Raw genomic sequence first — 24,635 nt, 5'->3', positions numbered from 1 at the left:
TAAAGAAAAAGAATAGGAAGTGGTCACACTTCCTTTTTTATTTTTGAGATCAAAACTTTACTGCCGACCATTATGCTATTGGTTTCAATGTGATATTTGTTTTTGCATAAAAAAAGCCCACTTCGTTATGAGTGGGCTTTTTAGTATTTGGCTCTCCAACCTGGGCTCGAACCAGGGACCTGCGGATTAACAGTCCGTCGCTCTACCGACTGAGCTATTGGAGAATCTGCATGTGATTATAAGGATATATTGTTGAGGGTCAAGCCTTTCATGTCATGTTTTCTTCATTTTTGTGCTGTATGCTTTTTATTTGAACAAAAATAATGAAATTCAAAAAAAATTAAAGAAAGGGTTGCAATGATGAAAATGGCTTGTTAGATTAAATTTAGAAAGTGAGTTTAAGCAACTGCTTAAACCGTGTGGATTTAACCAACTTGCCAGCACTAAAATGGCTAAATAGGAGACAGCGATGAATACGCTTAGCATTTCCGATATTTTTTCAAATTTATCTTTTTATCAAGAAAACTATCTTTCTATTCTGCAAAATTCTGAACATTATTACACTGAAGTTGAGCATGCTTATTTTGAAGTATGGCCTTTTGGTGAGAAAAAATTATTCCTAGGTGATTTATTACAGCTTTGGTTTAGTGAAAAATGGCTGATCAATGCAAAGTGCCGACTTTTAACAGATGCAAGCACGCAAAATACGCAGCAATCTATCCAACGTGAGCATGATCTATACTTATTTCAACTGGTCGGCAGTACTTTTTCAGGTGCAAATCATGCCAAGGTGTGGTCTATTTCTGAGCAAAAAGTTGTGCATATTGCTTTAGATCGTGTTTTTAAATATTACTGTTTCTTTGAGTCGATTGAAAGACCAAAAACTGCTCAACTGCCATTTAACCATTTTAAACATGCTATTTAAAGTTGTCATTTGCACAGGGCTTTTAAGCAGTTAAGTGTTTGAAAGCCTCAATAGCTCTTTGTCGACTCATTTTTAAGTCAACGATTGGTTGAGGATAATCCAGTTGTAAATTAGGGTTTTTAGCATAAGGTTCATGGATGGTTTTAGCATCCAAATGTGCAATTTCAGGTAACCATTTTCTTAAATAATCACCATTTTCATCAAACTTTTTAGACTGACTGATCGGGTTAAAAATACGGAAATAAGGGACCGAATCTGTCCCTGTAGAGGCACACCATTGCCAACCACCATTATTTGCCGCTAAGTCACCATCAATCAAATGCTGCATAAACCACTGTTCGCCTAAGCGCCAGTCGATGAGTAAATTTTTACTGAGAAACATGGCTACGATCATACGTACACGGTTATGCATCCAACCTGTTTGTAACATTTGACGCATGCCAGCGTCGACAATTGGAATACCTGTTTGTCCCTGTTGCCATGCTTTTAAATCTTCTGGTGAATTGCGCCACTGTAAATATTGTGTATTGATTTTAAAAGGAATATTTTTAGAAATACGTGGGAAATCAAATAAGATATGTTGATAAAACTCTCGCCAAAGTAGCTCATCTAACCATGTTTGTTGTCCAATATTGTTTATATGGAAATACCCTTGTTGCTGACGAAATAACGCATTCAAGCACTGACGAATCGATAAAATTCCGAGATTTAAATAGGGTGATAACTGACTGGTTGCTTCAAGATGTGGAAAATCTCGTGCGGTTTGATAATTGAGGACTTGGTGTTCTATAAAATGATCTAATATTGTGTGGGCATGATTTTCACCCACTTGCCATTTTGAATAAAAGTCATTGTTCTCAAAACCTAATTGTTGCAAATTGGGAATTTCACATTGAACTTTATTTTCAAACTCAATGTCTACCCATGTTTGTGGCTCAGGTGCTGGATAAGGCTGAGGGATAGCAATACTGAGTTGTTCATAACAGTATTTTTTAAATGCACCAAAGACTTGATAGGGTTGGTTGGATTTGTTACGAATGGAACCCACAGGAAAAATGCTACGATCATGGTATAAAATCAAATCGCATGCATGTTGGTTGAGCGTTTTTTGTACTTGAAAATCACGTTGTAGCTCATTGACACCGCATTCAATGTTGGCGTGTACATTTTCAATATTGAGTGTATCACAATGCTTTAAAATATGCTTTGGCAGGTCATGCCATTCGGGCACGATATCAACAATTAAGGGAATATGCAGGGCATTGAGTTGCTGTTTAAGTTGCTGTACTTGTCTCAAATAAAAGTCGATTTTAATTGGAGCATCATGATGTTTACGCCATTGCTGTGGGGAAAGGGCAATGAAAGCGATGCTTTGTCCTGACTGTGTTGCATGCCACAGTGCACTATGGTCTTGAATGCGTAAGTCTTGGCGAAACCAAATCAGTTGTCGTTTCATGATCTTTCATATGGTATTGGTTGGGGGCTTTGTGTACAAGGCTGTATCGAAAATAGAATTCTATTGATTCTAGAATAAAATTCAAAATGAACAAAGTAATGAGAATAAAAAACAAGCTCATAAAAAAGGCAAAGTATTAAACTTTGCCTTTTTGCTGAGATCGCAATGATCTTAGTGGTGATGACCACCTGCACCGTGAACATGACCATGTTCTAATTCTTCAGCAGAAGCGTCACGAATTTCAACGATTTCTACTTCAAAAGTAAGATCTTGACCAGCAAGTGGGAAGTTTGCATCTACAACAACGTTGTCGCCTTCAACTGCTTTAACAGTTACGATTTGAACGCCATCTTCAGTTTGTGCTTGGAATTGCATACCCGCTTCGATGTTTTCAACACCTTGGAACATTTGAGCAGGAACTTCTTGAACGAGGTCAGGATTGTATTCGCCATAACCTTCAGCTGCAGGAACGTTTACAGTGAATTTTTCGCCTACAGTTTTGCCTTCTAAAGCTTTTTCTAAACCAGGAATGATATTTCCTGCGCCATGCAAATATGCGAGTGGCTCACCTTGTGATTTATCGAGAGTTTCACCCTCAGCGTTAGTCAACGTGTAGTGGAAAGAAACCACTTGGTTATTTGCAATAGCAGTCATGTTATTGATCCATACGACAATAGAGAGTTATAAGCTTACATCATAAAGTGAAATGCAATTTTTGTAGACTAAATTTACGAAAAAAAAGCATTTTTACCACTTTTTTGATGGTTTTTTCATTAATAAGGGCGAATTATTAAATTTCAATGCAATTTTATCCGCGGTGCGATTTTTCGTGTAACAAAATCTTTGGCCGTGAGTAATCCTGCATGAGCATAACCATAAATTGTAGCTTGATGTAAACGATACAATGACACATACATGGACTTCGCGACAAAGCCTTGCACGTTGACCTGACCGAGTAATTCACCCACAGCTTTATTTTTGCTGAGTGAGACTAAAGAGCCTTTGTCTGAAAATTGGAACATTGGTTGTTTATGACCACTTACACGTGCCTTTAAAGCATCAACCATAAATGCTGCTTGTTGGCTTGCTACTTGTGCACGTGGACCAAGTGCTGCTTCTCGTGCATCTAAAATACAGTTGGCACAGTCACCAATGGCAAAAATATTGGGGTCAGTTTTGGTTTGTAGTGTTGCGTAGACTTCTAAGCGTCCCATACGGTCTTTGCTGAAATCTGGTAATTCTGAAATCACCTGTGGTGTCTTGATCCCTGCAGCCCAGACTTTAAGCTCTGCTTGGATGCTTGTACCATCATTAAAATAAACACGTTCAGCATCAACTTTTTCGACACGTTTTGCGGTTAATATATCAATTTTCATTCGTTGCAGTTGTTTGTCAGCATGTTCTGCAATTTTTTCTGAAAGGGCTGGTAAGATACGATCTGCGCCTTCAATCAGTGAAATTTTGACTTGATTGGGATTGATTTTATTTAAGCCGTAATTGTAGAAATTTTGTTTGGCTTCGACTAGCTCTGCTGATAGTTCAACGCCTGTTGCACCTGCACCAATCACCGCAATATTGAGATGACGTTCAGTATTTTTATTTTGTGCATCTAAATATAAATGCAGAAGATCTTGTTGGAAAATTTCAGCCTGTTGCAAACTGTCTAGATAATGACAATATTCTTTGACACCTGGGGTATGAAAGTCATTTGAAACAGAACCTACCGCCAAGACTAAAGTGTCATAAGCAATAGTTTGTTTTTCACTTGCTGCTTCATATTTTGTGGTTTGGGGTTTAATTAACGTAATTTCTTGTTTTTCACGGTCTAAATGTTCAAAGCGACCTTGAATAAACTCATAATGATGCTTCGCTGCATGTGCATAATAATTGGTTTCTTCATCATTGGGATTCATGGTTCCCGCAGCAATTTCATGTAAAAGTGGCTTCCAAACGTGGGTAAGCTTTTGATCGATCAAAGTGATTTTAGCTTTTTGTGCTTTGCCTAAAGTATCGCCGAGTTGTGTGACCAGTTCTAAGCCGCCCACACCACCACCGACAATCACGATATGATGAATTTTTGACATGAATTACCTAATAATTTTTATTGAAGGATGGCTTAATATGCCATCCTATTGGTAATTATTTGTATTTTTTGTTTTACAATTTACATACTTACAACAAAACAAAGTAAATGGGTTGGGTTTGCTCTTACTCAGAAACCTAACCATGTTTTTAGCCATTCGAGTAGACGTTCAAACCATGATGCTTGCTCGATATGTACTTCATCTTCAATGTCAAAAGATTGCAGTAAGAGGTCATTTTGATAGACATTGACTTTGGCTAAATGCATTATTTTTGCTAGTGGCGCAGTCAGCGAAGCTTCATTCAGTTCGACATTTAAATGTGTCTCTGTGTTTTGCAAAGGGTGAACTGCGGACAACAATCCTGTTGCATTTGCTTGCATGATTCTTGAATTGATATTGTCAAAGTTCATCAAGTCGATCGGTTGTACATTATTGTATAAACTGGTGGTCACAATTTGAGGTTTTTTGGCTTCAACTTTAAACATTTTCAAAGTCGATTTGACCACAGGTAACTCAGCGATTAATTGCTTGTCTTTGATGACAACTTCATCACGTGTATAGGCATATGCTAAGTTTAAAAGCTTGTGTGCAACTTCGGCACGTTTGCTCGCATTTTTGGTGCCCATCACCACGACGATAATACGGCGATCAGGTACATCCGGATTGAGTGTAGGGCGGTGTGCTGACAGAGCTAAATTATAACCTGCGGCTTTAGTGAATCCTGTTTTTAAACCATCGACACTTGGGTCAGTTTTTAAGATCAAATTGGTTGCATGATGAAAATGTTGTTTATAGCTAAAACTCGGCATCACCGAATAATGCAAATAATCAGGGGTATGCTGTGCAACAGCTTGTCCAAGTAAAGCCATATCATGCGCAGAGGAAAAATGCTCAGGCATGGTAATGCCTGGTGCATTGGCAAAGTGCGTGTTATTCATTCCCAAAGCTTTCGCTTCTTTGTTCATGCGTTCAATAAAAGCAGGGAGTGTACCTGAAATACGTTCTGCTAAAGTCACAGCTGCATCATTGGCAGACATGACAATCAAACCTGCAATCAGTTGATCAACTGAGATTTGTTCGCCTTCTTTGAGATACATCTGTGATTCATCCCATTGTACAATTTTAACAATAGGGGTTGCTGTCAGTATTTCATCTTTCTTTAGATGTCCTGCCTGAATTTCTTTTAATGCAATGTACGCCACCATCATTTTGGTCATTGAAGCGGGTGCACGTTGTACATGACTATTATACTCAGCAATAGTCTGTCCTGTTTGAGTATCTAAAATCGTCCAAGCTTCTGCTTCTACTGATGCTGGATTGATATTTAATAGTGCTGCATTGACGAACGTTGAGCACAGTGAGCAAATGAAGACAAGCAAGTAAGTGGCAATTTTCAAGGGGGACAGCCTTAGCAAAACAGGAGGTGAAAAATATAACGAATGCTATGCTTTTTTCACTATTCTGGCTAGTCAGTTTTACAATCAAAAAGCACGAATAAAGCACAGCTTTGTAAAAAATGTTAATCTAATAAATAATTACCTTAGATATTTTTTTGAATACGGCTTATGTTGCATTATCAAATTGAATTTGACGATTATCGTCAGCATCTCGTGCATGTCACTTTACGTTTTTTAGCGAATCCAACCCAAGTATTATCTTTGCCAACATGGATTCCAGGTAGTTATTTAATTCGTGAATTTGCCAAGCATTTAGAAGCTGTTAAAGCCTATGATGAAGCAGGGCGCGAACTCCAAATTACCAAGTTTGATAAGAACAAATGGCGTTTATATAACACAGATCATGAGCTCATCACGGTTGAATATGATGTTTATGCTTATGATCTCTCAGTGCGTGGTGCTTATGTGGATCAAACACGTTTTTATGTAAATCCTGCGTGTTTATGTTTAGGCCTACAAGATCAAGAACACTCGCCCATTGAATTGGAAATCTTTTTACCTGAAGAATTGAAACATTTCCAAATTGCCACAGGACTAGCATCAAAAAGCTTAGTTAAAGGTCGTTATACGCTCACTGCGAAAAATTATGCAGAATTGATTGACTGCCCATTTGAATTGGCAGATCAAACACGTTTTAGCTTTGAAGCTCATGGTATTCCTCATGAATTTGTAGTTTCTGGCCAGCATGCAATGAATGCTGAACGTATGCAGCAAGACATTGAAAAAATTTGTAGCACTGAAATTGCCATGTTTGGTTCAGCACCTTTTGCAAACTATACTTTTATGACCATGGCAACAGGTAATAGCTATGGTGGTTTAGAGCATCCGAACAGTACCAGTTTAATTACACCACGTGATGATTTGCCCAAAGCCGATGAACCTGCTGAACCATCAGCAGATTATCAACGTTTCTTAGGCTTATGTAGTCATGAATATTTTCATTCATGGTTAGTGAAATTTATTCGTCCTGAAAATTTAGCGACCTATGATTTAAATCAAGAAAGTTTGACCTCTTTATTGTGGATTTTTGAAGGATTTACCTCTTATTACGATGACTTAATTTTGTATCGTAGTGGCGTAATTTCTCAAGAATCTTATTTAAAGCTACTCAAAGCACAGATTGATCGTTATTTACAAAATCCAGGGCGCTTCATTCAAACTGTTGCTGAGTCTAGTTTTGATGCGTGGATTAAGTTTTATCGTCAAGATGAAAACTCTAATAATGCAGGCACAAGTTACTATAACAAAGGTTGTCTAGTGGCATTATGCTTAGATTTAGGCTTGCGTATGAAAGGTTCAAGCCTTGATGCTTTAATGCGTAAATTGTATGAAAATACGCAAAATGGCATTCAAGTGAATGAACGCACGATTTTCACTTTATGCGAAGAACTGACAGGTGTGCAGTGGATTGAGCAAATTAACCACTTAATTAATACCACGGAAGAATTACCCCTTGATCAATTGTTGCCTGAATTTGGTATTGATTTTGAAGTAAAAAATGAAAAAACGTTGCCATTTGGCTTAAAAATTTCAGACAAAGCAGAAGGCGTGTTGATCCAGCAAGCCCATCGTAATGGTACAGGGGCAAAAGCAGGACTGTCTGCTCATGATGTGATTATTGCCATTGATGGTTTAAAGGCATCGGAAAAGTTATTGGTTAAATATGCGAAACAAGCAACCAATTTCACAGTCTATGCGTTCCGCCGTGATGAATTAATACAGTGTGAACTACAAGGCGGTGAAGTTGAGCTGAGTACAGTTGAACTTAACGTTGTAGATCAAAGCAAAGTCGCGAAATGGTTAAGCATTTAAAGTATCGAATCTAAATTTAAAAAGCACTCACTCGAGTGCTTTTTTTAGGCATAAGCTTTGTTCTTTTTTCGAGAGTTCGTGACTTTATGAAAATGTCCTTGAAAATAAAGCCTGTCTAACTGTTGTACTAAAGGTGTGACCATGTCTGTTCTTTTGATCGGACTATAGTGTTCGACAACTTGTCCCAAATGTGCAATAGATTTTCTTTGAATATATTGATAATTCAAGTATTTTTCGATTAATTCATCTGTTTTGGCTTCATTTAAACACACTGAAGTGACGATTGCACCTGTATGAATGGCTTCAGATAACATGGTAATGCTGTCTTCAGTCACAAAAATATATTTACACTGTGCTAATTTTTCAGACATTGTAAATTTTTGATGCGGGTCTATATGATCTATTTGTTGTGTATGTAATAAATCTAAACTTTTAGGGTCTAAATCAGGTGTTCTACGAGAACAAATGACGCTTCCTTTTAACTGATGTACACTGACAAAATGAGCAAATTCTTGAATCATGTCAGAATAATCTTGCTTTGAAAAAGGATAATCTGAAGTTGATCCACCTAAAAGTAAAACAGCTTCATGTTGTTCTTGCGCTTTAAGCTGAGTTGCAAAATGCGCACAAACTGGCGGTGTGGGTAAAATAATTTGTTTACAATTTACATTTTGAGCCAAAGCAGTAATGCTCAAATCAATGAGATTTTCATTAAATTTTCTTAAATTTCCAACATATAAAAGTGGTATTTGGTATTTTTGAGCCAAATATGCTGCGTAGATTAAATTTGGCATACCTGAGCAAATGATGATTTCTGTCTGTTGAATGCCTGTAGGTTCAACTTTAAAAAATAATTGCCCTAAAAATTTATAAAATATTGGAAAGTTAGAAAACTTTTTAAATAAACTCACCCATTTTTTACTTAGTGTAATAGGGAGTTGAAAAGCTTGAAATCCTAAGGAGTATTTTTCTTGAATAATTTCAGCGACAGCAAGTGATGGATTTAAATGACCTTTTCGACCATCGTGAATCACGATCACAGATGTATTGGATCCTATTATAGTCACAACTTAACCTAATCTGATGTTTTGTTAGAATCAGGCTAGCGAGACATTATTAAATCATACTGAAGCTTAGATTAAAAATTTTTGACAAAGTGCAGTTATTGGTATGATTTACGCTTTGAGTATTTTAATCAAAATCACGATGTAAATAGGGTATTTATAATGAATCATTATGACGCGGCATGATGTTTTAACATAAAAAACTGCTGAAATTTGGTCATGAGATTGATTAAAAATCAGCAGTTTTGGGTATATCACAATTAAAAATTTAACGATTTGGGTTATTTTGCATCAGTTTTAGCTTTTAGGCTTTGAGTTAAACCATTGATGTCACCACCTTGTATACCTAATTCATTCATTAAGCTATCAATCAAAGGGGCTTGTGTACGGTAACGCAAAGCGCTATTCACCACTTGATCTGACAAAGCCACCTGACCTTGTTCAGTACCTGTATCCATTGCAGCAGATGAACCGCCCATGCCACCTAAACCATTCACTTGTAAAATTTTAATGTCATCAATATTTTCCATTGGTTTAACGCTTTCACGAATAATTTCTGGTAAATATTTTAACAATGCCAAGCGAATTTGCATTTCTACTTGCTCAGTTGACAAAATATTATTGGCTTCGTTGACTGCACGCGTACCTTCTGCATCTACATGGTATTGTTTTTCTTGTGCTTGTGCGAGCAAGATTTTTGCATCTGCTTCACCTTTAGCTTTTAAACGAACTTTCTCAGCTTCAGCTTCGGCAGCAATACGCACTGCTTCAGCTTCATCTACCGCTGCTTTTTTAGATGCTTCTGCGGCTACTGTAATGGCGATTGCATCCGTTTCAGCCACCTGTTTTGCAGCCACGAGTTCAACAGCTTTTATACGTTCAGCACGTTGTGTTTCACGAACAGTTAAGACCTCTTCTTCGGCTTTGACTGCTTGGGCACGTGCTTGGTCAGCAAGTGCTTTTGCTTCAGATTCAGCACGAGATTTTTCAGCAATCGCAATTGCACGATCTTGTTCAGCCAATTCAATGGTTTTCTTCTGTTCTACTTGTGCTTTTTGAATCAACTGTGCTTTGACAATATTTTCATTTTCAACATCACGAGCAGATGCAATACGTTTGAGTTCAACTTCACGATCTGCCGCAATACGTGCTTCTTCTGCTTCACGTTTTTTTGATGCTTCTTGTGATGCAATTTCTGCCAATTGTTCAGCTTTGCGAATGGAAATTTCACGCTCTTGTTGCATTTTTGCATATTCTTCTTCACGTAAAATTTGCAATTGCGCTTGTTGGGTTTCTAAGTTTTTAGCTTTAATTGCAAGATCAGCATCTTGCTCAATATCATTTCGCTTTTTACGACGATCTTCAATCGTTTCAGTCAGTTTAGTTAAACCCTCAGCATCAAAAGCATTTTGGGGGTTGAAAAATTTAAAGCTTGTTTGGTCTAAACCTGTCAAAGATACGGTTTCAAGTTCAAGACCATTTTTAAACAAATCTTCCGAAACGACTTGTTGTACTTTTTGTACGAAATCAACACGCTTTTCATGTAATTCTTCCATTGCCATTTCTGCGGCAACAGCACGTAAAGAATCGACAAATTTACCTTCAACTAAGTCTTTTAATTCAGGCGGTGACATGGTTTTTTTACCTAATGTCTGTGCTGCTGTCGCAATTGATTCCGCCGTAGGTTTTACACGGACATAAAACTCAGCCATGACATCGACACGCATTCGATCTCGTGTGATCAGTGCCTGATCTGCTGCACGTTTCACTTCTAAACGTAAAGTGTTCATGTTGACAGGAATCACTTCATGTAAAACAGGTAATACGATTGCACCACCATTTAAAATGACTTTTTCACCGCCGAAACCAGTTCGAACAAATGATACTTCTTTACTTGATCGTTTATAAAGGCGGGCAATAATGATCCCGATGAAAATAAGCGCAGCTAAAATAAGACCTGCAAGTATTAAAATTTGATTAAAAGATGAACTCATCATGTCATTATCTCTACGTTGTTATTAAAAAATTAAAGTTGAATCGCTTGAAACCCGTTTGCTGTTTTTTGCGTTAAAATCACTTCTTGACCTTGTGAAAAAATCATATCGAGCTCAGGCTCGACTAAGACATAATGTGTTTGACCAAATTGGTCGAGAACTTTAGCTTGAGCAGGATAATTTTTCTTTGCTTCACCTAAGATGATTAATGCGGTACGCCCAATCAGTTCATCACTATGAATGGCTGTGGTTTCATCTTGAGGTAAAATTTTGCTGATCAGTGCAGCACTTACACGTACCAAAGGCATGCATAAAAATAAGCAAGCGGGTGCTGCAATCCAAATCGGTAAATAATGTTGTGTAAATGCAAAGAAAGCCGCTTGTACAGCAAAACCAAAAACAGCATATACAGTTAAAAAAATAATTAACCAAACTAAAACAGGGATGCGCCCTAAATATAGCCAATCTAAAAATTGCACAACAAAGTTTTGTTCTACATCTAGATCTATTGCTAGACTTTTTGCTTCACCTAAGCCATCAGGAATAAATTGATCTAAAAATCCCTGCGTAGATGCACCTAAAATTAAAAGTAAACATTCAAAAACGCCCAATAACAGCATTAAGCATAAGCTGACACTAAAAAATAAGTTTGAAGGATGTGTAAATAGTTCCCACATTGTCTGAGCTCTTATTTAATTCACAATTTATTTTTGTGATGAGTTTTTAATATTTGGCAACCGCCAAATGATGAATTAATTCTATTAATAAAGCTAGTTTATATGGTTATTTCAATGTTGACAATATTTTTTTATTAATAATAATTGTAAATCAATAAGTTATTGTTTTTTAGTGATGGTGTACACGACAACGGAAAAAATTTGTAATTATTTAAAAACTAGATTATAAATTATACATAACTAGATGAAAGCGTAATCACCATTACAAGGAATGTATGGCGCTGATATTTAAAAAGATTATTGATAAGGGTTGTTAAAATTACCGATTATTTTTATTTAAGTTCATTAGAACTAAAGGGAAAAGAGTATATTATTTTTTATCTTAAAAAAATACGCAATGATTGGGGTGATCATTGCGTAGAACAACGAATTTGTAGCTACAAATTCGGTTAAGGAGAAATGTTATGAACTTTGGGGATGGTTCATAACTTGAGATAAATAATAATACGACTCAATAGATACTTCATTAGTTTTAGCGTTAAGTCATGTTAATAAACGTTAAATATTAAGAGATTTATGTTTCTTTAGCCTCTAATATAAAAAAGCCTTTCAATCGAAAGGCTTTTTTATTGAGCAATTTATTTATAACTTAAAAGTGGAAAACACCTAAACCATTTTTGATTTCATCCAGTGTATCTTGAGTGATAATGCGGCACTTATCTGTACCTGTTTTCAAGATATCCATAATGTAATCAGGATCTTTTGCAAGTTCCATACGGCGTTCACGAATCGGGCTAATCAATTCTTTTAACACACCTTCAAGGCGTTTTTTCACTGTACCATCGCCTAAACCGCCGCGACGATAATGTGCTTTAAGTTCTTCAACTTCTTCTTTATTTGGATCAAAAGCGTCTAAATAGGTAAATACAATATTACCTTCAACTTGACCAGGATCTTCGATACGAAGATGGTTTGGATCGGTATACATTGCATTTACTGCTTTTTTAATGTCTTTATCCGAAGCATCTAATACAATGGTATTGCCTAAAGATTTAGACATTTTTGCTTTACCATCAAAACCTGGTAAGCGACTCATATTAGATAAAAGAGCTTTACATTCAGGTAAAACCTCATGACCAATTTGACGATTTAAACGACGAACAATTTCGTTGGTTTGTTCAATCATTGGAATTTGGTCTTCACCTACAGGCACGACAGTTGCTTTAAATGCAGTTATATCAGCAGCTTGTGCGACAGGGTAGCATAAAAAGCCTGCTGGAATATCACGTTCAAAACCACGTAGTTGAATTTCAGACTTAATGGTTGGATTGCGCTCTAAGCGTGAAACAGTCACGAAATTGAGATACAGCATGGTCAATTCATTGAGTGCAGGCAAACAAGATTGTACACAAATCGTGGTTTTTGTTGGATCAATACCGACCGCTAAATAATCTGTTGCAACTTCAATAATATTACGGCGAACTTTTTCAAAATTGTCCGCATTATCTGTCAGTGCTTGTGCATCTGCTAAAAGTAAATGCTGATGATGGGAATCTTGTAACCCTACACGTGAACGTAGTGAACCTACAAAATGTCCTAAATGAAGTTGTCCAGTTGGACGGTCGCCCGTTAAAATAATAGGACGATTGTCTTGATTACTCATTATATATTCCACAGCCGTAAGCGACGACATCTGTTGTTGCTAAATAATATGCCCACATTGTACGGCATAATTTTTTTTTATGTCAGCGAAAAAATCCACTTGATTGCAAAATATAAAAATTTCAAAAATGATATATAAAAATACATGTGCTTATATAAAGCATTTTAAAACTTGATTAAAATATACAGAAATACAGATTAGGATAAAAAGATGGCGAGTAGCTTGTTATTATTATTAGATGATATTGCCACGGTGTTAGATGATGTTGCAGTGATGAGTAAAATGGCCGCCAAGAAAACAGCAGGGGTTTTAGGCGATGATTTAGCACTTAATGCACAGCAAGTGACAGGCGTTCGTTCTGAACGAGAAATTCCTGTGGTGTGGGGGGTGGCAAAAGGCTCATTTATCAATAAATTGATTCTTGTACCTTTAGCACTTTTGATCAGTGTGATTGCACCTTGGTTGATTACGCCATTACTGATTATTGGTGGTCTGTTTTTATGTTATGAAGGTGTGGAAAAAGTTATTCATACGATCATGCATAAAAAAGCAAAAACGGCAGATACAGCCAAGGCTGAATTTGATGCTGTTGAAACAGATTTAGAAAAATTTGAAAAAGACAAAATTAAAGGCGCGGTTCGTACAGATTTTATTTTATCTGCAGAAATTGTGGTGATTTCATTAGGGACAGTCGCGACTCAACCTTTTATGACGAAAGTTTTAGTATTAACTGTGATTTCAATTATCATGACTGTTGGTGTTTATGGTTTTGTGGCGATGATTGTAAAAATTGATGACTTAGGTGTGTATTTAACGGAGCAAGCATCGAACTTAAAGAAAAGTATTGGTCGTGGTTTACTTGCATTTGCACCGATATTAATGAAAACTTTGTCTATTGTGGGTACGATTGCGATGTTTTTAGTGGGTGGCGGGATTATTTCACATGGTATTTCCGCTTTGCATCATTTTACTGAACAAACAGTTGATCAGGTTCAACATATTCCTACCGTGGGTTCAATCATTGGTGCAATGACGCCAACGTTGATTAATTTGGGTATTGGTATCGTGGCGGGTTTTATTGTTCTTATTTTGGTGAATATTGTTCAAAAAATTCGTGGGCAATCTGAAACGGTTTAATTGAGAAAATATCATTAAAATAGAAAGAATTTTATAAAAAATAAGGATAAGGCTATGCGTTGGAAAGGTCGTCGAGTAAGTAGCAATGTCGAAGATCGCCGTGGCGGCGGTGGGGCAAAAGCAGGCGGAATCAGTATTTTAGGCTTAATTGTGGCTTTTGTGGCTTGGAAATTTTTTGGTGTTGATCCACAACAGGCATATCAAGCAACCAAACAAGTGACTTCAAACGGACAAAGCCAACAAGTTGCACCTGAAAATTTAACGCCTGAGCAACAAGAAGTGTCAGACTTTGTCGGTACGGTACTTGCCGATACTGAAGATGTTTGGACCCCCATTTTTCAGGCACAAGGTGCACAATATGCTGCACCTAAATTGGTGATGTTTAGTGGGGCAACCAATTCAGGTTGTGGTGCAGCGCAGTCAGCAATGGGACCATTCTATTGTCCAGCAGATCAAAAAGTATATATCGATACGCAATTTTTCAAAGATATGCGTCAGCAAATGGGAATCTCTGGTGAACAAAATCAATCAGAGTTAAGTGCTCAAGATGAAGCTGGAGATTTTGCACAAGCCTATGTGATTGCTCACGAAGTGGGGCATCATGTACAAAATCTTTTGGGTATTTCAGGACAAGTGCAGCAAGCACGCCAGCGTGCGAGTGAGGCACAGGGCAATCAATTATCAGTGCGTTTAGAATTACAAGCAGATTGTTTGGCAGGTGTTTGGGCAAATAAAACCCATCAAAAAACTCAGTTCCTTGAACAAGGTGATGTGGAAGAAGCGATGGATGCTGCTGAGAAAATTGGGGATGATTATTTACAGAAAAAAGCACGTGGTTATGCAGTACCTGATAGCTTTACACATGGAACCAGCCAACAACGGATGCAATGGTTTCAAACAGGTTTAAAAACAGGTGACATGAATAGTTGTGATACTTTTCAATAAAATACCGGTTCATATCTAAATAAAGGAAAGTAAAACTTTCCTTTATTTATTTAAAAAGGTTTGAAAATCACCCACTATTCGAATACAGACATAGAGTGCAAATAGACTAAAAAACCATAATAAAATCAATTGAAATTTTAGGCTTTCTATATCTGTTGTATAAAATTGATGAATTTGTTGATTGTCAAAATGAAAGCTTTTTGTCTCGAGATTTTGTGTATTTTGATACTTAATATTTTGAATATAATGATATTTTCCGTAATGGACTAAATCTAACGTTTTAATTTGACGCAAATAATGTTGATTATCTGCATTTGTACATAAGCTATTCATATAATGTTCACATGATATTGTGAAGATATAGCCTTGGTTGGGTAGGGTAATAAATATTTTTTCATCAGGCTTTTGGTTGTTACTGACCAAGCGCAATTCTTTAAGAGGTGTGCTCGCTAAATGCGTGTATTGAGGGGTGACTTGATGTGCAGTGAAAGCTTCATAGGTTTTAACTAGAGTTGTCCAAATCAGTAAAGTACTGACAATACCAATCAACGCTGCATAAAAATATCGGAAGATGATTTTAAAACGCATACAGTCATAAAAAATTGCAAAATTTGATAATACCGATTTCAAACTCGCTTTTAAACGCTTTTATTAGAAATGATGTTGCAACTTGAGATTTATGTTAAAAAAATTATTTTTTACGGGCACTTGTTGGCATTTCTTTGTAAAATTATATAGATTTAAAAAATCACTTTTATTTCTTGATTCATTTTAAAAATGATTAGGTTGTAGTTGTTCACATATATTAAAAACTGAAAAAGGGTAAGCATGGGTAATTATTTTTTTCTACAAGTCTTGACAGTCGTTTTTGCTTTATCCATTGCAACTACCATTTTTAATAAGCGAATTTTAGGTTTTCCACAAGCCATTGGAGTACCGTTGGTTTCAGCGATATTTGTCTTTATTTTGCAATGGGGAGCGAGTTTGCTAAATGGCAATCAATTTATCTCCATTAATATTCATAATATTGAAGAAGCGGTTAGACATATTGATTTTTATGACTTTTTGGTCAATGGTGTAATTTGTTTTATTTTAACTTCCTCTGCATTGAAGTTTAAAGTATCTGACTTAAAAGTGCATTGGAAACCCATTAGTATCTTGGCGACCATTGCCTTGGTACTTTGTGCGGTGTTTTTTGCAGGCATAGTTTTTGGCTTTCAGTATTTGATTGGTAATCCTGTACCTATTTTGGTGTTGTTATTATTGGGTTCAGCATTGGGTGCGACTGACCCGATCGGGATTAAAGGTGTACTTAGTTCGGTACGTGCGCCACATCATTTAATGGTTAAACTTGAAGGCGAATCGTTATTTAATGATGCGATGTGTATCGCCGTTTTTATGACTTTACTGAATGTGTTGGAAGGTGAACACTTTAGTTTGGTTGCAACTTTGCAAACCCTGCTCTATGAAATTGTGGTTGCTGTAATTATCGGTTGGGCATTTGGTCTAGGCATTTTACGTTTACTGCGTGGTAAACATGAAATGGAGTCTTTGATTTTAACCACAGCGCTACTGGCATGTGGTTCATATCTTGTGGCGTTGTTTGCTCATGCTTCTGCACCTATTGCTTGTGTAATCGGTGGTTTGATTGTTGGAAATAAATGGAAAGAAATTTTACAAGAGCGTGAAATTCGTGAAGTTAATCATTTTTGGCATACCGTTGAAGGCATTATTAATTCTTTCTTATTTACCTTAATTGGTCTTGAGATTTTTATTTTAGACTTGAGTACAAGTTTGATTTTAGGAGGGATCTTTGCTTTCTTTGCGTTACATTTATCTCGTTTTGCAGCAAACTATTTGGCTTTTGCATTTTTTCCTTCTTTCAGACACAAGAGCTATAATGGCAGTTTAGCGATTCTATCTTGGGGTGGGGTACGTGGTGGTATTTCGCTTGCCTTGATCTTAGCTGTCGCAAACATTCCTGAATTACGTGATTATAGTAGTATTTTAATTGGTTATACGTTTATTAGCGTATTGCTCTCAGGTATTGTTTGTGGTCTAGGTTTGCCTGCGGTGATGAATGCTTTTTATTATAACCCGAATGAAGAAAAGCAAGGTTTTAAAGGTTGGTATCAGCGTATGTGTCATAAAATGAACCGTAAAGGCGTAAAATATATTGTTGGTGAAGACGCTGAAGGTCATGAAACAATTACGATTTATAACCCTGAAGCTTTAGTTGATAAAAAATCAGATGATGGTGTTGCCTCTGTACACCGTCCAGATAAAGCACAAGAAGTAAAACGTTTGGAAAATCCAAGTAATTTCTAAAGTTGAGTATTGTGTTCAACATAAAAAACCGAATGTTTTTACATTCGGTTTTTTAATGAGAACAAATCATTTAATTGGCAGGTGGAAAGTACACCGTATTGGCTGCTTTGAAGGTATTGACGTGTAAAGGAACTAAATCATCCAATTTCTGATAACCACCAGCTAAAACAAACATAATGGGTAAATTGTATTTTTTAGCCAATTTAAATACCATTAAATCTCGTTCATAGAGCATTTCAGTACTGAACCACTTTGAACCACAACGGTCATTTTGATGACAGTCCATACCTGCTTGATAGACGATTAAATCCGCTTGCCATGCCAAAGCATGTTCAAACCCATCCACGACCGCTTCAGCATATTGCTCAAATGATCCCTTTTTATTATGGATATGCCTTGTGATACTGCGTTCATAAGTCGCACACCCAAATGCCAAAGCATAAATACTAAAATTAAACAAATTTTCAAATCTTAGCGTATATTCTGCTGTGCCATTACCACCGTGTTGGTCACAATCAAGCACAAAGATTTTTTTATGCGGATATTGTTGTGCGATCAAGGCTAAGCCGTTGAAAGTACAATAGGCATTACCATGCTCATAAACAGCATGATGAAAACCTTGTGCAATATTGGCTGCTATGCCTTCTTTGAATGCAATTTCTGTGGCTAAAAGTTGACCTGATTGAACGGCTAAAATTGCTTCCCTAAATTGTAAACTCCACTGTTTAAAGCCTTGCATGGTGGCAAGTGGTTTTTTACCTTGGACAAATGCTTGTACATAAGCGGGGTCATGAATACCATATAAAATTTTGGGATCGATACTTTCAGGATCAACCAACTCGGCCATTTCCTCTGCTTCAAGTACTTGTGCAACAGCAGTTAGTTTTTCCATGCTATTCGTATGCGTTTTTGCAAAATATTGAGGTGAATAGCAAGCTTTTAACATGAAGTATTCTCAACTAAATCTGTTCTTGAGCAACGGCAATCAGTTGTTTAAGCTCAGTTGTTTCTGGGCTAAATAAACCATTATCAATTTGTTGTTTAAAATGCGAAGTAAATGCACGCGCTCTATTTTCGGGGGAAATCGCCAAAGTCGTTAAACGTAAAAACCAAAAACCAATCACATCATGCACAGAAATGACATGACCTTTGAAGTTTTTATTGGGACGTTTGGCAATCGTCTCTTCGTCATAATATACCGAAAACAAGCTGCCAAGGGGAATACGAATACCATTAATAATTAAAGGCACGAGATTAATACAAGAATGGTCATCGCCCATTTTGATTTTTTCCATCAAAATTGGTTTTTCATTCTTATCTACAAAAATATTAATGTTGCCTTGACGTAACATGCGACCATGCGCAATTTTAAGGAAAAAGTTTTCTGCCATTGGGCAAGAACCCACTTTCGGTTTTTCACTCAGATTTTTAAGTTCTAAACTGTCTACGTCCTGAGGATCTTTACGTAAAATAATATCTTCTAAGAATTGGCACAGTAGCTTACTTTCTTCTTTTTCGACATGTTCATGGATATTACGGAGTTTGGCTTGAAAAGCAACTTCATTGGCTAATGCACTAATGAACGGATCATCACGATCTTGATGTTTTGCTAAAAATGCATGTACTTCAGCATTAATGTCTAAATTGCGCCATGTTTTTAGTTCTAAACCGTGTGCAGTTGCATTGGCTAAAATCGTTCTCAGCGCTTTAGTATCGTATTGATCAAATATTTTAAAGTCTTTGAAGTCAATTTCATCTTGTTCTGAGTTGATAAACTCAGCCACTACACGTGTTGCTTGAGTATAGCCACAACCTCGGCGTTCAGTTTGATGACTAAAATGCTCATTTAACATTTCAGTTAAATTTTTAGCCAATGGATGTAAGTGTTCGTTAAAACATCTTAAAACTTCATGTTCTAAAATGACATCACTCATGCGTATTCCCCAATCAAGAATTCTTTATCGTTTTTTAAATTATTTAATCGCTTAACAATAATAAATTTCTATAATTTTCACAATACTTTCATAAAATAGAGTGCTTATTTTGTGTGAAATTTCTTCAAAAAAGGTTGTTTTGTGGTATTTTTAAACAATAAAATTGCGTAATTTTAGTAATTATAGCTTTTTAAGTGTGAAGCAGTAGTTGTTTTCTACTGCTTTTGGTGATTTATTTTAAGCCATGCAGAAAGTTTAGATAAGGTTGAACTAATAATTGTTCTTGTTCCATGATGGGCATATGTCCTACACCTTTCAAGATCAATGGCTCTTTGGCATTTTTCAATAAAGACTTAAGTTCAGCCGCAGCTTCAACATTAATGACTTTATCTTTGTCTCCCCATGCGATGAGCACAGGCTGATCAATGGAACGTGCTGCTAAAGCAAACGTTTCTGGCGTATATACTTTTGACATTAAAATCAACTGTTCCACAAGTTTGGCATTGTTCGCTGCTTGTGAAATCATTAACTTTTCTTGAGCTTCTTTGAGTTCATTGGGGATAAAAGGCGGGAGTGCAGTTGCAATGCTTAGCACTTTGTCTAAATCTCCTTTTTTCGCCACAATCATACTGCGTAAAGTGGTTGGATCTTTCAAATAAGGTGTATTTGCAGATTTAAATACACCTGCACTATCTACTAAAAACAGAGATTTGGTATCGACGGGATATTGTGCTGCATAGAGGAGTGCAATAGAGCCTCCCATACTATGACCTGCAACGTGTAAACCTTGTTCAATTTTTGCAGCTTCAGCAAAACGGCGTAATTTTTCAGTCATATTCGGAATAGTATAGTCAAAATCTGCAGCGACTTTGCTGTCACCTTGACCGGGTAGATCTGGAATAATGACATGATAATAAGGGGTTAAATAACGAGCCAAACGATTCCAATTGTCTCGACTGCCTGCTAAACCGTGCACTAACATCAAGGTCGGTTTACCGGCTTGTCCACCTTCACTATATGCCCAATCGATTTCACCTACTTTGAGGCGTTTGGATTGTAAACCCGCCCATGTGCGCTCTTGTTGTAAAACACTCTGAATATCTATTGCTGCAAAAGCCTGACTAGGTAGACTTGCGGTTGTGACAAAGCCCAAACTTAATGCTGTAGAAAGCATGAGTTTACTGAAGATTCCTTTCATTTGTAGTACTCTATGTTTTTGTTGTTCAATATGATTTAAGACTAAAACAGTATTTTTTTTAATACATTTGCCAAAATATAAAATTAGAGTGTATTTAAGCCAATGATTACTCAAAATTCATCTGCATCGACTGCTGAATTGACGCAAATGATCATCGCTGTTGTGGTACAAATTCCCTATGGAAAAGTTGCAAGTTATGGGCAAATTGCCAAATTGGCAGGATTACCTAGGCATGCGCGGTTGGTTGGGCGAGTTTTAGGACAGTTGGAAGCGGGGCATGATGTTCCTTGGTATCGGGTGATTAATGCTCAGGGAAAAATAAGTACCCATACATTGGACGAGCAAGGGATGAATATTCAGCAAGCTAAATTGTTGGCTGAAAGTATTGTCGTGTTAGATGGAAAAGTAAATATGAAAAAATATGCATGGCAACCTTGAAATAAAATGCAGCAAACACTGATTTTTTATATCGGATTATTTGTCACTTTATATACATGTATTGGGTTGAGTTTAGATACGCTATGTTATCTCTTTGGGAGAAAACTACCCGTGAAAAATTTGCAACTGAGTTGCTATGCAAATTATTCGCAAGTCGGAGATGTGTATCATTTACAAGGGCAATATACTTTTGAAATCAATGGGCAAATGTATACAGCTAAACGAATGAATTATCTCGGTTTAGCCGCAGGAGCACTCAGTAAGAAAAGAGTTGAAAAACATATAGAAAAAGTCAAAAAACGTGGTCAGGTGTATGTGTTTATGCCTTATCCGAAAATTAATTGTTTAGTACCATTTTATTATTCATGGATGTTTTTTGGGGCAATCATTTTATTTGGACCTCTGGCTTTATGGGTGGTGTAAATAAAACATCCCTATCACTTGATAGAGATGTTTTATAGCAACTCATATTAGGCGTGTTTTACAACCAAAACAGGTACATTTACAGTCGTTAATAAGCTTTGAGCCACACTACCGATCAGCAGCTTTTTGAAACCACTACGTCCATGAGAACTGACGATGACAAGGTCTGATTTTAGTTCTTCTGTGGCATTGGCAATGGCTTTGGCAATATTTTCACCTTCGAGCAATTTAACTTCTACATCGACTCCTTGCTCTTTAAATTTCGCTTTCGCTGTTTCTAAGTTATCTAAAATATAATTGCGCGCACGTTCGATCAATTGGTTACTTTGACCATGCACCATATATTCATTGGCAATATAAGGATCTAGAGTCATGACTTGGACAACAGTCACATGAGCATTAAATTTTTTAGCAATTTCTACGGCTTCAGGTACTGCAGCAAGTGATGTTTCAGAACCATCAATAGGGACTAAAATATTTTGAAAAGTCATAAAATTCTCCTTATAGTTATTACAAAAATATAGATATTTTTTCGGCTATAAATTCATCATATATGAAAAGAAATGATTTGAAAATGGCTAAAAAACAAGTGAGCTATAAATATTGGTTTTTAATTTATATTTAATATAAGAATATGTATTTTAAAATAATTTATACTAAATTAGTCGGGTTTTAAATTGTAATATTGAAATGTGGTGTAATAGGCTTTATCGATTTCAATATTACAATTTGTTGATGTTTTTACCTTTTTAAATCATGTGAAATAGAAAGTAAGAAATAACTCGAATTAAGATAAAATTAATCTTGCTGTGTGAGTTCTAAAGCACGTTGATATGCCACTTTTTTCTTGATTCCAGTCAAATCGGCGGCCAGTTGTGATGCCGCTTTAACGGATAAATCCTCAAGCAAACGCAAAAGTAATTTGTCTAGCTTTTCTTGATTTACATCATGCTCTTGTGTTGCACCGCCAATGACTAGCACAATTTCACCTTTTTGTTGATGATGATCATTTTCAATGAATGCCAGTAATTCTGCTAAAGTCATTTTTTTTATGGTTTCAAAGGTTTTGGTAATTTCTCTTGCAAAACCGACAGGACGTTCTGCACCAAAGACCTCAACCATATCTTTGACACAATCTAAAATACGATGTGGTGCTTCATAGATAATCAAGGTTTGTGTTTCATGTTTTAACTTTTCGAGTTGCAACATGCGTTGTGATTGTTTAGAGGGTAAAAAACCTTCAAAACTAAAGCGATCACTGGGTAAACCCACAGCACTCAGCGCGGCAATCGCTGCACATGCGCCAGGTACAGGAATAACACGGATATGATTTTCTTGTGCGGCACGGACCAGTTTAAAGCCAGGGTCACTGATCAAAGGAGTACCTGCATCACTGACTAAAGCGATATCTTCACCATTTTTGAGTCGTTCAATCAGTATATTAATTTTGTTACTTTCATTATGATCATGACATGCGGTTAATGGTGTTGAGATATTATAATGCTTTAAAAGTTGTGCAGATTGGCGTGTATCTTCTGCCGCAACGACAGAAACAGATTTTAAGACTTCAATGGCACGAAAGGTCATGTCATCTAAGTGCCCAATTGGGGTCGCTACAACAAATAACTGAGCACTCATAAGGGGTTCTCCATGATTAAGAATAAAAAAGTGAATTATAGACAGACCGTACTCGGTCTTGGTTTGATGAGCATGATGTGGATGGCACATGCAGATGTGTTGGTTATTTTACCCGAAACAGGGCCTTTGGCGCGAGCGAGTAGTAGTATTAAACTGGGAATATCGACTGCATATCAGGCAATGGGGGCAAAAACAGTTTTAAAATTTGTCAATAGCGATCAAAAATCTATGAGTGCTGTGTTAAAACAACAAGTCGATCAGCACACGCAGATGATCATTGGGCCTTTGGCACGTCATGATGTAGAGGAGATTGTTAAACTTGCACCCAAAGTGCCTGTATTGGCTTTAAATGAAGTGACCATTAAACACCCTAATGTCATTCAATTTAGTTTGTCAAAAAAAGAGGATGCCGCCGCTTTAATCGGTACAATGCGGGCGGATCAAATCAATAAATTATATATTTTACAACAACCTGAAACTGTTGAAGAAAACAAAGCATTTTTGAATGCGGTTTCACAACAATTCCAAGGGCAAATTGAAATCCTCGACAATATACCTACGAAAATGGTGAAAAGTGAAGGCTTATTATTATTGGGTAATTATGCTTGGATTCGTCAGTTGAAAAAATTACCCATTCGTAATCTATATATGCAAGCACTCGCCGTAGAAGATAGTCAGCCTTTACCCAAAGGCATAAAATTTTGTGATGTACCTTCTCTTTATCTTCCTGATTGGAAAGATGTTCTAACGGCTTATCAGCAAAATCCAACGCCTATGCCATATCAACGCTTATATGCCTTTGGCGGTGATGCTTGGCAAATTGCTCAAATTTATTTAGCTCAACCTAAGCAATCTACGATAGATTTTCATGGACGTACTGGAGAAATTCATGTTGAACATCAGCAGATTAAGCGTCAGCCGATGTGTTTTATAAGTACGGGTACAAGTTTAGCAGTCGCTTAATTGTTCAAATGGGGCAACGTTATGAGACTTAAAGTTAAACCTTTAAGACAACAGCTCGGTGAATGGGCAGAGCAGATGGCACTGAATGTGCTTGAGCAACATGGTTTTGTTTTACTGTATAAAAATTATTATGCCCGATGTGGTGAAATAGATCTCATTGTACAAAAAGCCAATGAACTGATTTTTGTTGAGGTGAAAGCTCGTGCCAAAACTGAATATGGCACTGCTTTGGAAGTCATTACACTGGCCAAACAACGCAAAATTGTGAAAACAACCTTAAAGTTTTTACAAGATCATGCAGAATTTCAGGATTTTTATTATCGTTTTGATGTAGTTTGTTTTGATTTTCATCAAGAAATTGCAAAAAATGTACAGCATGACTTTTCAAAAATCTCGTATGATCTACAGTGGATTGAAAATGCATTTACTTTAGATGCAGACTTGATTAATCTGTGACTGAAATTTAAGCATAATTGCTTATAAAAGATAGAAATAATGA

Annotated in this window: 23 protein-coding genes and 1 tRNA gene; 9 read left to right on the top strand and 15 right to left on the bottom strand. The window is 36.6% G+C overall.

Annotated elements, in window-relative coordinates; translation table 11 throughout:
• Nucleotides 1–148 precede the first annotated feature (148 nt).
• Nucleotides 149–224: transfer RNA gene (locus HUV91_RS07820), tRNA-Asn, on the bottom strand.
• 245 nt (nt 225–469) lie between these two features.
• Here HUV91_RS07820 and HUV91_RS07815 point away from each other — a divergent pair.
• Nucleotides 470–925 carry a hypothetical protein gene (locus HUV91_RS07815; RefSeq protein ID WP_130072903.1) on the top strand — a complete coding sequence of 152 codons (456 nt, stop codon included), beginning with the start codon at nt 470–472 and terminating at the stop codon, nt 923–925.
• A 22-nt stretch (nt 926–947) separates the two neighbouring features.
• Here the strand turns inward: HUV91_RS07815 and HUV91_RS07810 are convergent, their stop codons facing one another.
• The 4 genes from HUV91_RS07810 to HUV91_RS07795 form a co-directional block, all read right to left on the bottom strand.
• Nucleotides 948–2,381: a cryptochrome/photolyase family protein gene (locus HUV91_RS07810; RefSeq protein WP_174493052.1), complete on the bottom strand. Its 1,434-nt coding sequence runs from the start codon at nt 2,379–2,381 to the stop codon at nt 948–950.
• A gap of 171 nt (nt 2,382–2,552) precedes the next feature.
• Nucleotides 2,553–3,035, bottom strand: coding sequence for an FKBP-type peptidyl-prolyl cis-trans isomerase (locus HUV91_RS07805; RefSeq protein ID WP_111859859.1), 483 nt, complete (start codon nt 3,033–3,035; stop codon nt 2,553–2,555).
• A 143-nt stretch (nt 3,036–3,178) separates the two neighbouring features.
• A complete protein-coding gene (locus tag HUV91_RS07800) occupies nt 3,179–4,465 on the bottom strand; it encodes an NAD(P)/FAD-dependent oxidoreductase (protein WP_130072901.1) in 1,287 nt (428 codons plus the stop codon).
• 128 nt (nt 4,466–4,593) lie between these two features.
• Complete coding sequence (locus HUV91_RS07795) at nt 4,594–5,862, bottom strand: D-alanyl-D-alanine carboxypeptidase PBP6B (RefSeq protein WP_174493051.1); 1,269 nt, start codon at nt 5,860–5,862, stop codon at nt 4,594–4,596.
• Nucleotides 5,863–6,030: 168 nt separating this feature from the next.
• Between HUV91_RS07795 and HUV91_RS07790 the strand changes: the two genes are divergently transcribed.
• Nucleotides 6,031–7,734, top strand: coding sequence for a M61 family metallopeptidase (locus HUV91_RS07790; protein WP_174493050.1), 1,704 nt, complete (start codon nt 6,031–6,033; stop codon nt 7,732–7,734).
• A gap of 44 nt (nt 7,735–7,778) precedes the next feature.
• Here HUV91_RS07790 and HUV91_RS07785 read toward each other — a convergent pair whose 3' ends face one another.
• The 4 genes from HUV91_RS07785 to trpS form a co-directional block, all read right to left on the bottom strand.
• The gene (locus tag HUV91_RS07785; RefSeq protein WP_174493049.1) at nt 7,779–8,801 is read right to left on the bottom strand and encodes an ELM1/GtrOC1 family putative glycosyltransferase; all 1,023 of its coding nucleotides are present in this window, start codon (nt 8,799–8,801) and stop codon (nt 7,779–7,781) included.
• Between the two features lie 278 nt (nt 8,802–9,079).
• On the bottom strand, nt 9,080–10,795 hold the full coding sequence (locus tag HUV91_RS07780; RefSeq protein WP_130072897.1) for a flotillin family protein: 1,716 nt from the start codon (nt 10,793–10,795) through the stop codon (nt 9,080–9,082).
• 29 nt (nt 10,796–10,824) lie between these two features.
• The gene (locus tag HUV91_RS07775; protein ID WP_174493048.1) at nt 10,825–11,469 is read right to left on the bottom strand and encodes a YqiJ family protein; all 645 of its coding nucleotides are present in this window, start codon (nt 11,467–11,469) and stop codon (nt 10,825–10,827) included.
• Nucleotides 11,470–12,118: 649 nt separating this feature from the next.
• On the bottom strand, nt 12,119–13,132 hold the full coding sequence (gene trpS, locus HUV91_RS07770) for a tryptophan--tRNA ligase (RefSeq protein ID WP_130072895.1): 1,014 nt from the start codon (nt 13,130–13,132) through the stop codon (nt 12,119–12,121).
• 210 nt (nt 13,133–13,342) lie between these two features.
• On the opposite strand from trpS, the gene HUV91_RS07765 reads away from it, so the two are divergent.
• Together HUV91_RS07765 and HUV91_RS07760 are read left to right on the top strand one after the other, a co-directional pair.
• Nucleotides 13,343–14,269: a DUF808 domain-containing protein gene (locus tag HUV91_RS07765; protein WP_130072894.1), complete on the top strand. Its 927-nt coding sequence runs from the start codon at nt 13,343–13,345 to the stop codon at nt 14,267–14,269.
• Between the two features lie 54 nt (nt 14,270–14,323).
• Entirely contained in the window at nt 14,324–15,214 is an 891-nt protein-coding gene (locus HUV91_RS07760; protein WP_174493047.1) for a neutral zinc metallopeptidase, read from the top strand.
• 42 nt (nt 15,215–15,256) lie between these two features.
• On the opposite strand, the gene HUV91_RS07755 is transcribed toward HUV91_RS07760, so the two are convergent.
• On the bottom strand, nt 15,257–15,802 hold the full coding sequence (locus tag HUV91_RS07755) for a hypothetical protein (RefSeq protein WP_174493046.1): 546 nt from the start codon (nt 15,800–15,802) through the stop codon (nt 15,257–15,259).
• 240 nt (nt 15,803–16,042) lie between these two features.
• Between HUV91_RS07755 and HUV91_RS07750 the strand changes: the two genes are divergently transcribed.
• Complete coding sequence (locus HUV91_RS07750) at nt 16,043–17,542, top strand: cation:proton antiporter (RefSeq protein ID WP_174493045.1); 1,500 nt, start codon at nt 16,043–16,045, stop codon at nt 17,540–17,542.
• 70 nt (nt 17,543–17,612) lie between these two features.
• Here HUV91_RS07750 and HUV91_RS07745 read toward each other — a convergent pair whose 3' ends face one another.
• The 3 genes from HUV91_RS07745 to HUV91_RS07735 form a co-directional block, all read right to left on the bottom strand.
• Complete coding sequence (locus tag HUV91_RS07745; RefSeq protein WP_174493044.1) at nt 17,613–18,488, bottom strand: histone deacetylase; 876 nt, start codon at nt 18,486–18,488, stop codon at nt 17,613–17,615.
• Between the two features lie 13 nt (nt 18,489–18,501).
• Nucleotides 18,502–19,476 carry a hypothetical protein gene (locus HUV91_RS07740; protein WP_130072889.1) on the bottom strand — a complete coding sequence of 325 codons (975 nt, stop codon included), beginning with the start codon at nt 19,474–19,476 and terminating at the stop codon, nt 18,502–18,504.
• 232 nt (nt 19,477–19,708) lie between these two features.
• On the bottom strand, nt 19,709–20,674 hold the full coding sequence (locus HUV91_RS07735; protein ID WP_174493043.1) for an alpha/beta fold hydrolase: 966 nt from the start codon (nt 20,672–20,674) through the stop codon (nt 19,709–19,711).
• Nucleotides 20,675–20,776: 102 nt separating this feature from the next.
• Between HUV91_RS07735 and HUV91_RS07730 the strand changes: the two genes are divergently transcribed.
• The gene (locus tag HUV91_RS07730) at nt 20,777–21,112 is read left to right on the top strand and encodes an MGMT family protein (RefSeq protein ID WP_130072887.1); all 336 of its coding nucleotides are present in this window, start codon (nt 20,777–20,779) and stop codon (nt 21,110–21,112) included.
• 111 nt (nt 21,113–21,223) lie between these two features.
• Nucleotides 21,224–21,535, top strand: coding sequence for a hypothetical protein (locus tag HUV91_RS07725; RefSeq protein WP_130072886.1), 312 nt, complete (start codon nt 21,224–21,226; stop codon nt 21,533–21,535).
• 47 nt (nt 21,536–21,582) lie between these two features.
• Here HUV91_RS07725 and HUV91_RS07720 read toward each other — a convergent pair whose 3' ends face one another.
• Both HUV91_RS07720 and rsmI read right to left on the bottom strand, forming a co-directional pair.
• Entirely contained in the window at nt 21,583–22,026 is a 444-nt protein-coding gene (locus HUV91_RS07720; RefSeq protein WP_174493042.1) for a universal stress protein, read from the bottom strand.
• A gap of 307 nt (nt 22,027–22,333) precedes the next feature.
• Entirely contained in the window at nt 22,334–23,173 is an 840-nt protein-coding gene (gene rsmI, locus HUV91_RS07715) for a 16S rRNA (cytidine(1402)-2'-O)-methyltransferase (RefSeq protein ID WP_130072884.1), read from the bottom strand.
• Between the two features lie 12 nt (nt 23,174–23,185).
• On the opposite strand from rsmI, the gene HUV91_RS07710 reads away from it, so the two are divergent.
• Both HUV91_RS07710 and HUV91_RS07705 read left to right on the top strand, forming a co-directional pair.
• Nucleotides 23,186–24,136 carry a penicillin-binding protein activator gene (locus HUV91_RS07710; protein ID WP_174493041.1) on the top strand — a complete coding sequence of 317 codons (951 nt, stop codon included), beginning with the start codon at nt 23,186–23,188 and terminating at the stop codon, nt 24,134–24,136.
• A gap of 21 nt (nt 24,137–24,157) precedes the next feature.
• Entirely contained in the window at nt 24,158–24,592 is a 435-nt protein-coding gene (locus HUV91_RS07705; RefSeq protein WP_174493040.1) for a YraN family protein, read from the top strand.
• The last annotated feature ends 43 nt before the right edge of the window (nt 24,593–24,635 follow it).

The organism is Acinetobacter sp. Marseille-Q1623 (assembly GCF_902809895.1).
GTDB classification, from domain to species: domain Bacteria; phylum Pseudomonadota; class Gammaproteobacteria; order Pseudomonadales; family Moraxellaceae; genus Acinetobacter; species Acinetobacter piscicola_A.
Note: the sequence above shows the minus strand (reverse complement) of the source record. Positions and strands in the feature narration are given on the sequence as shown.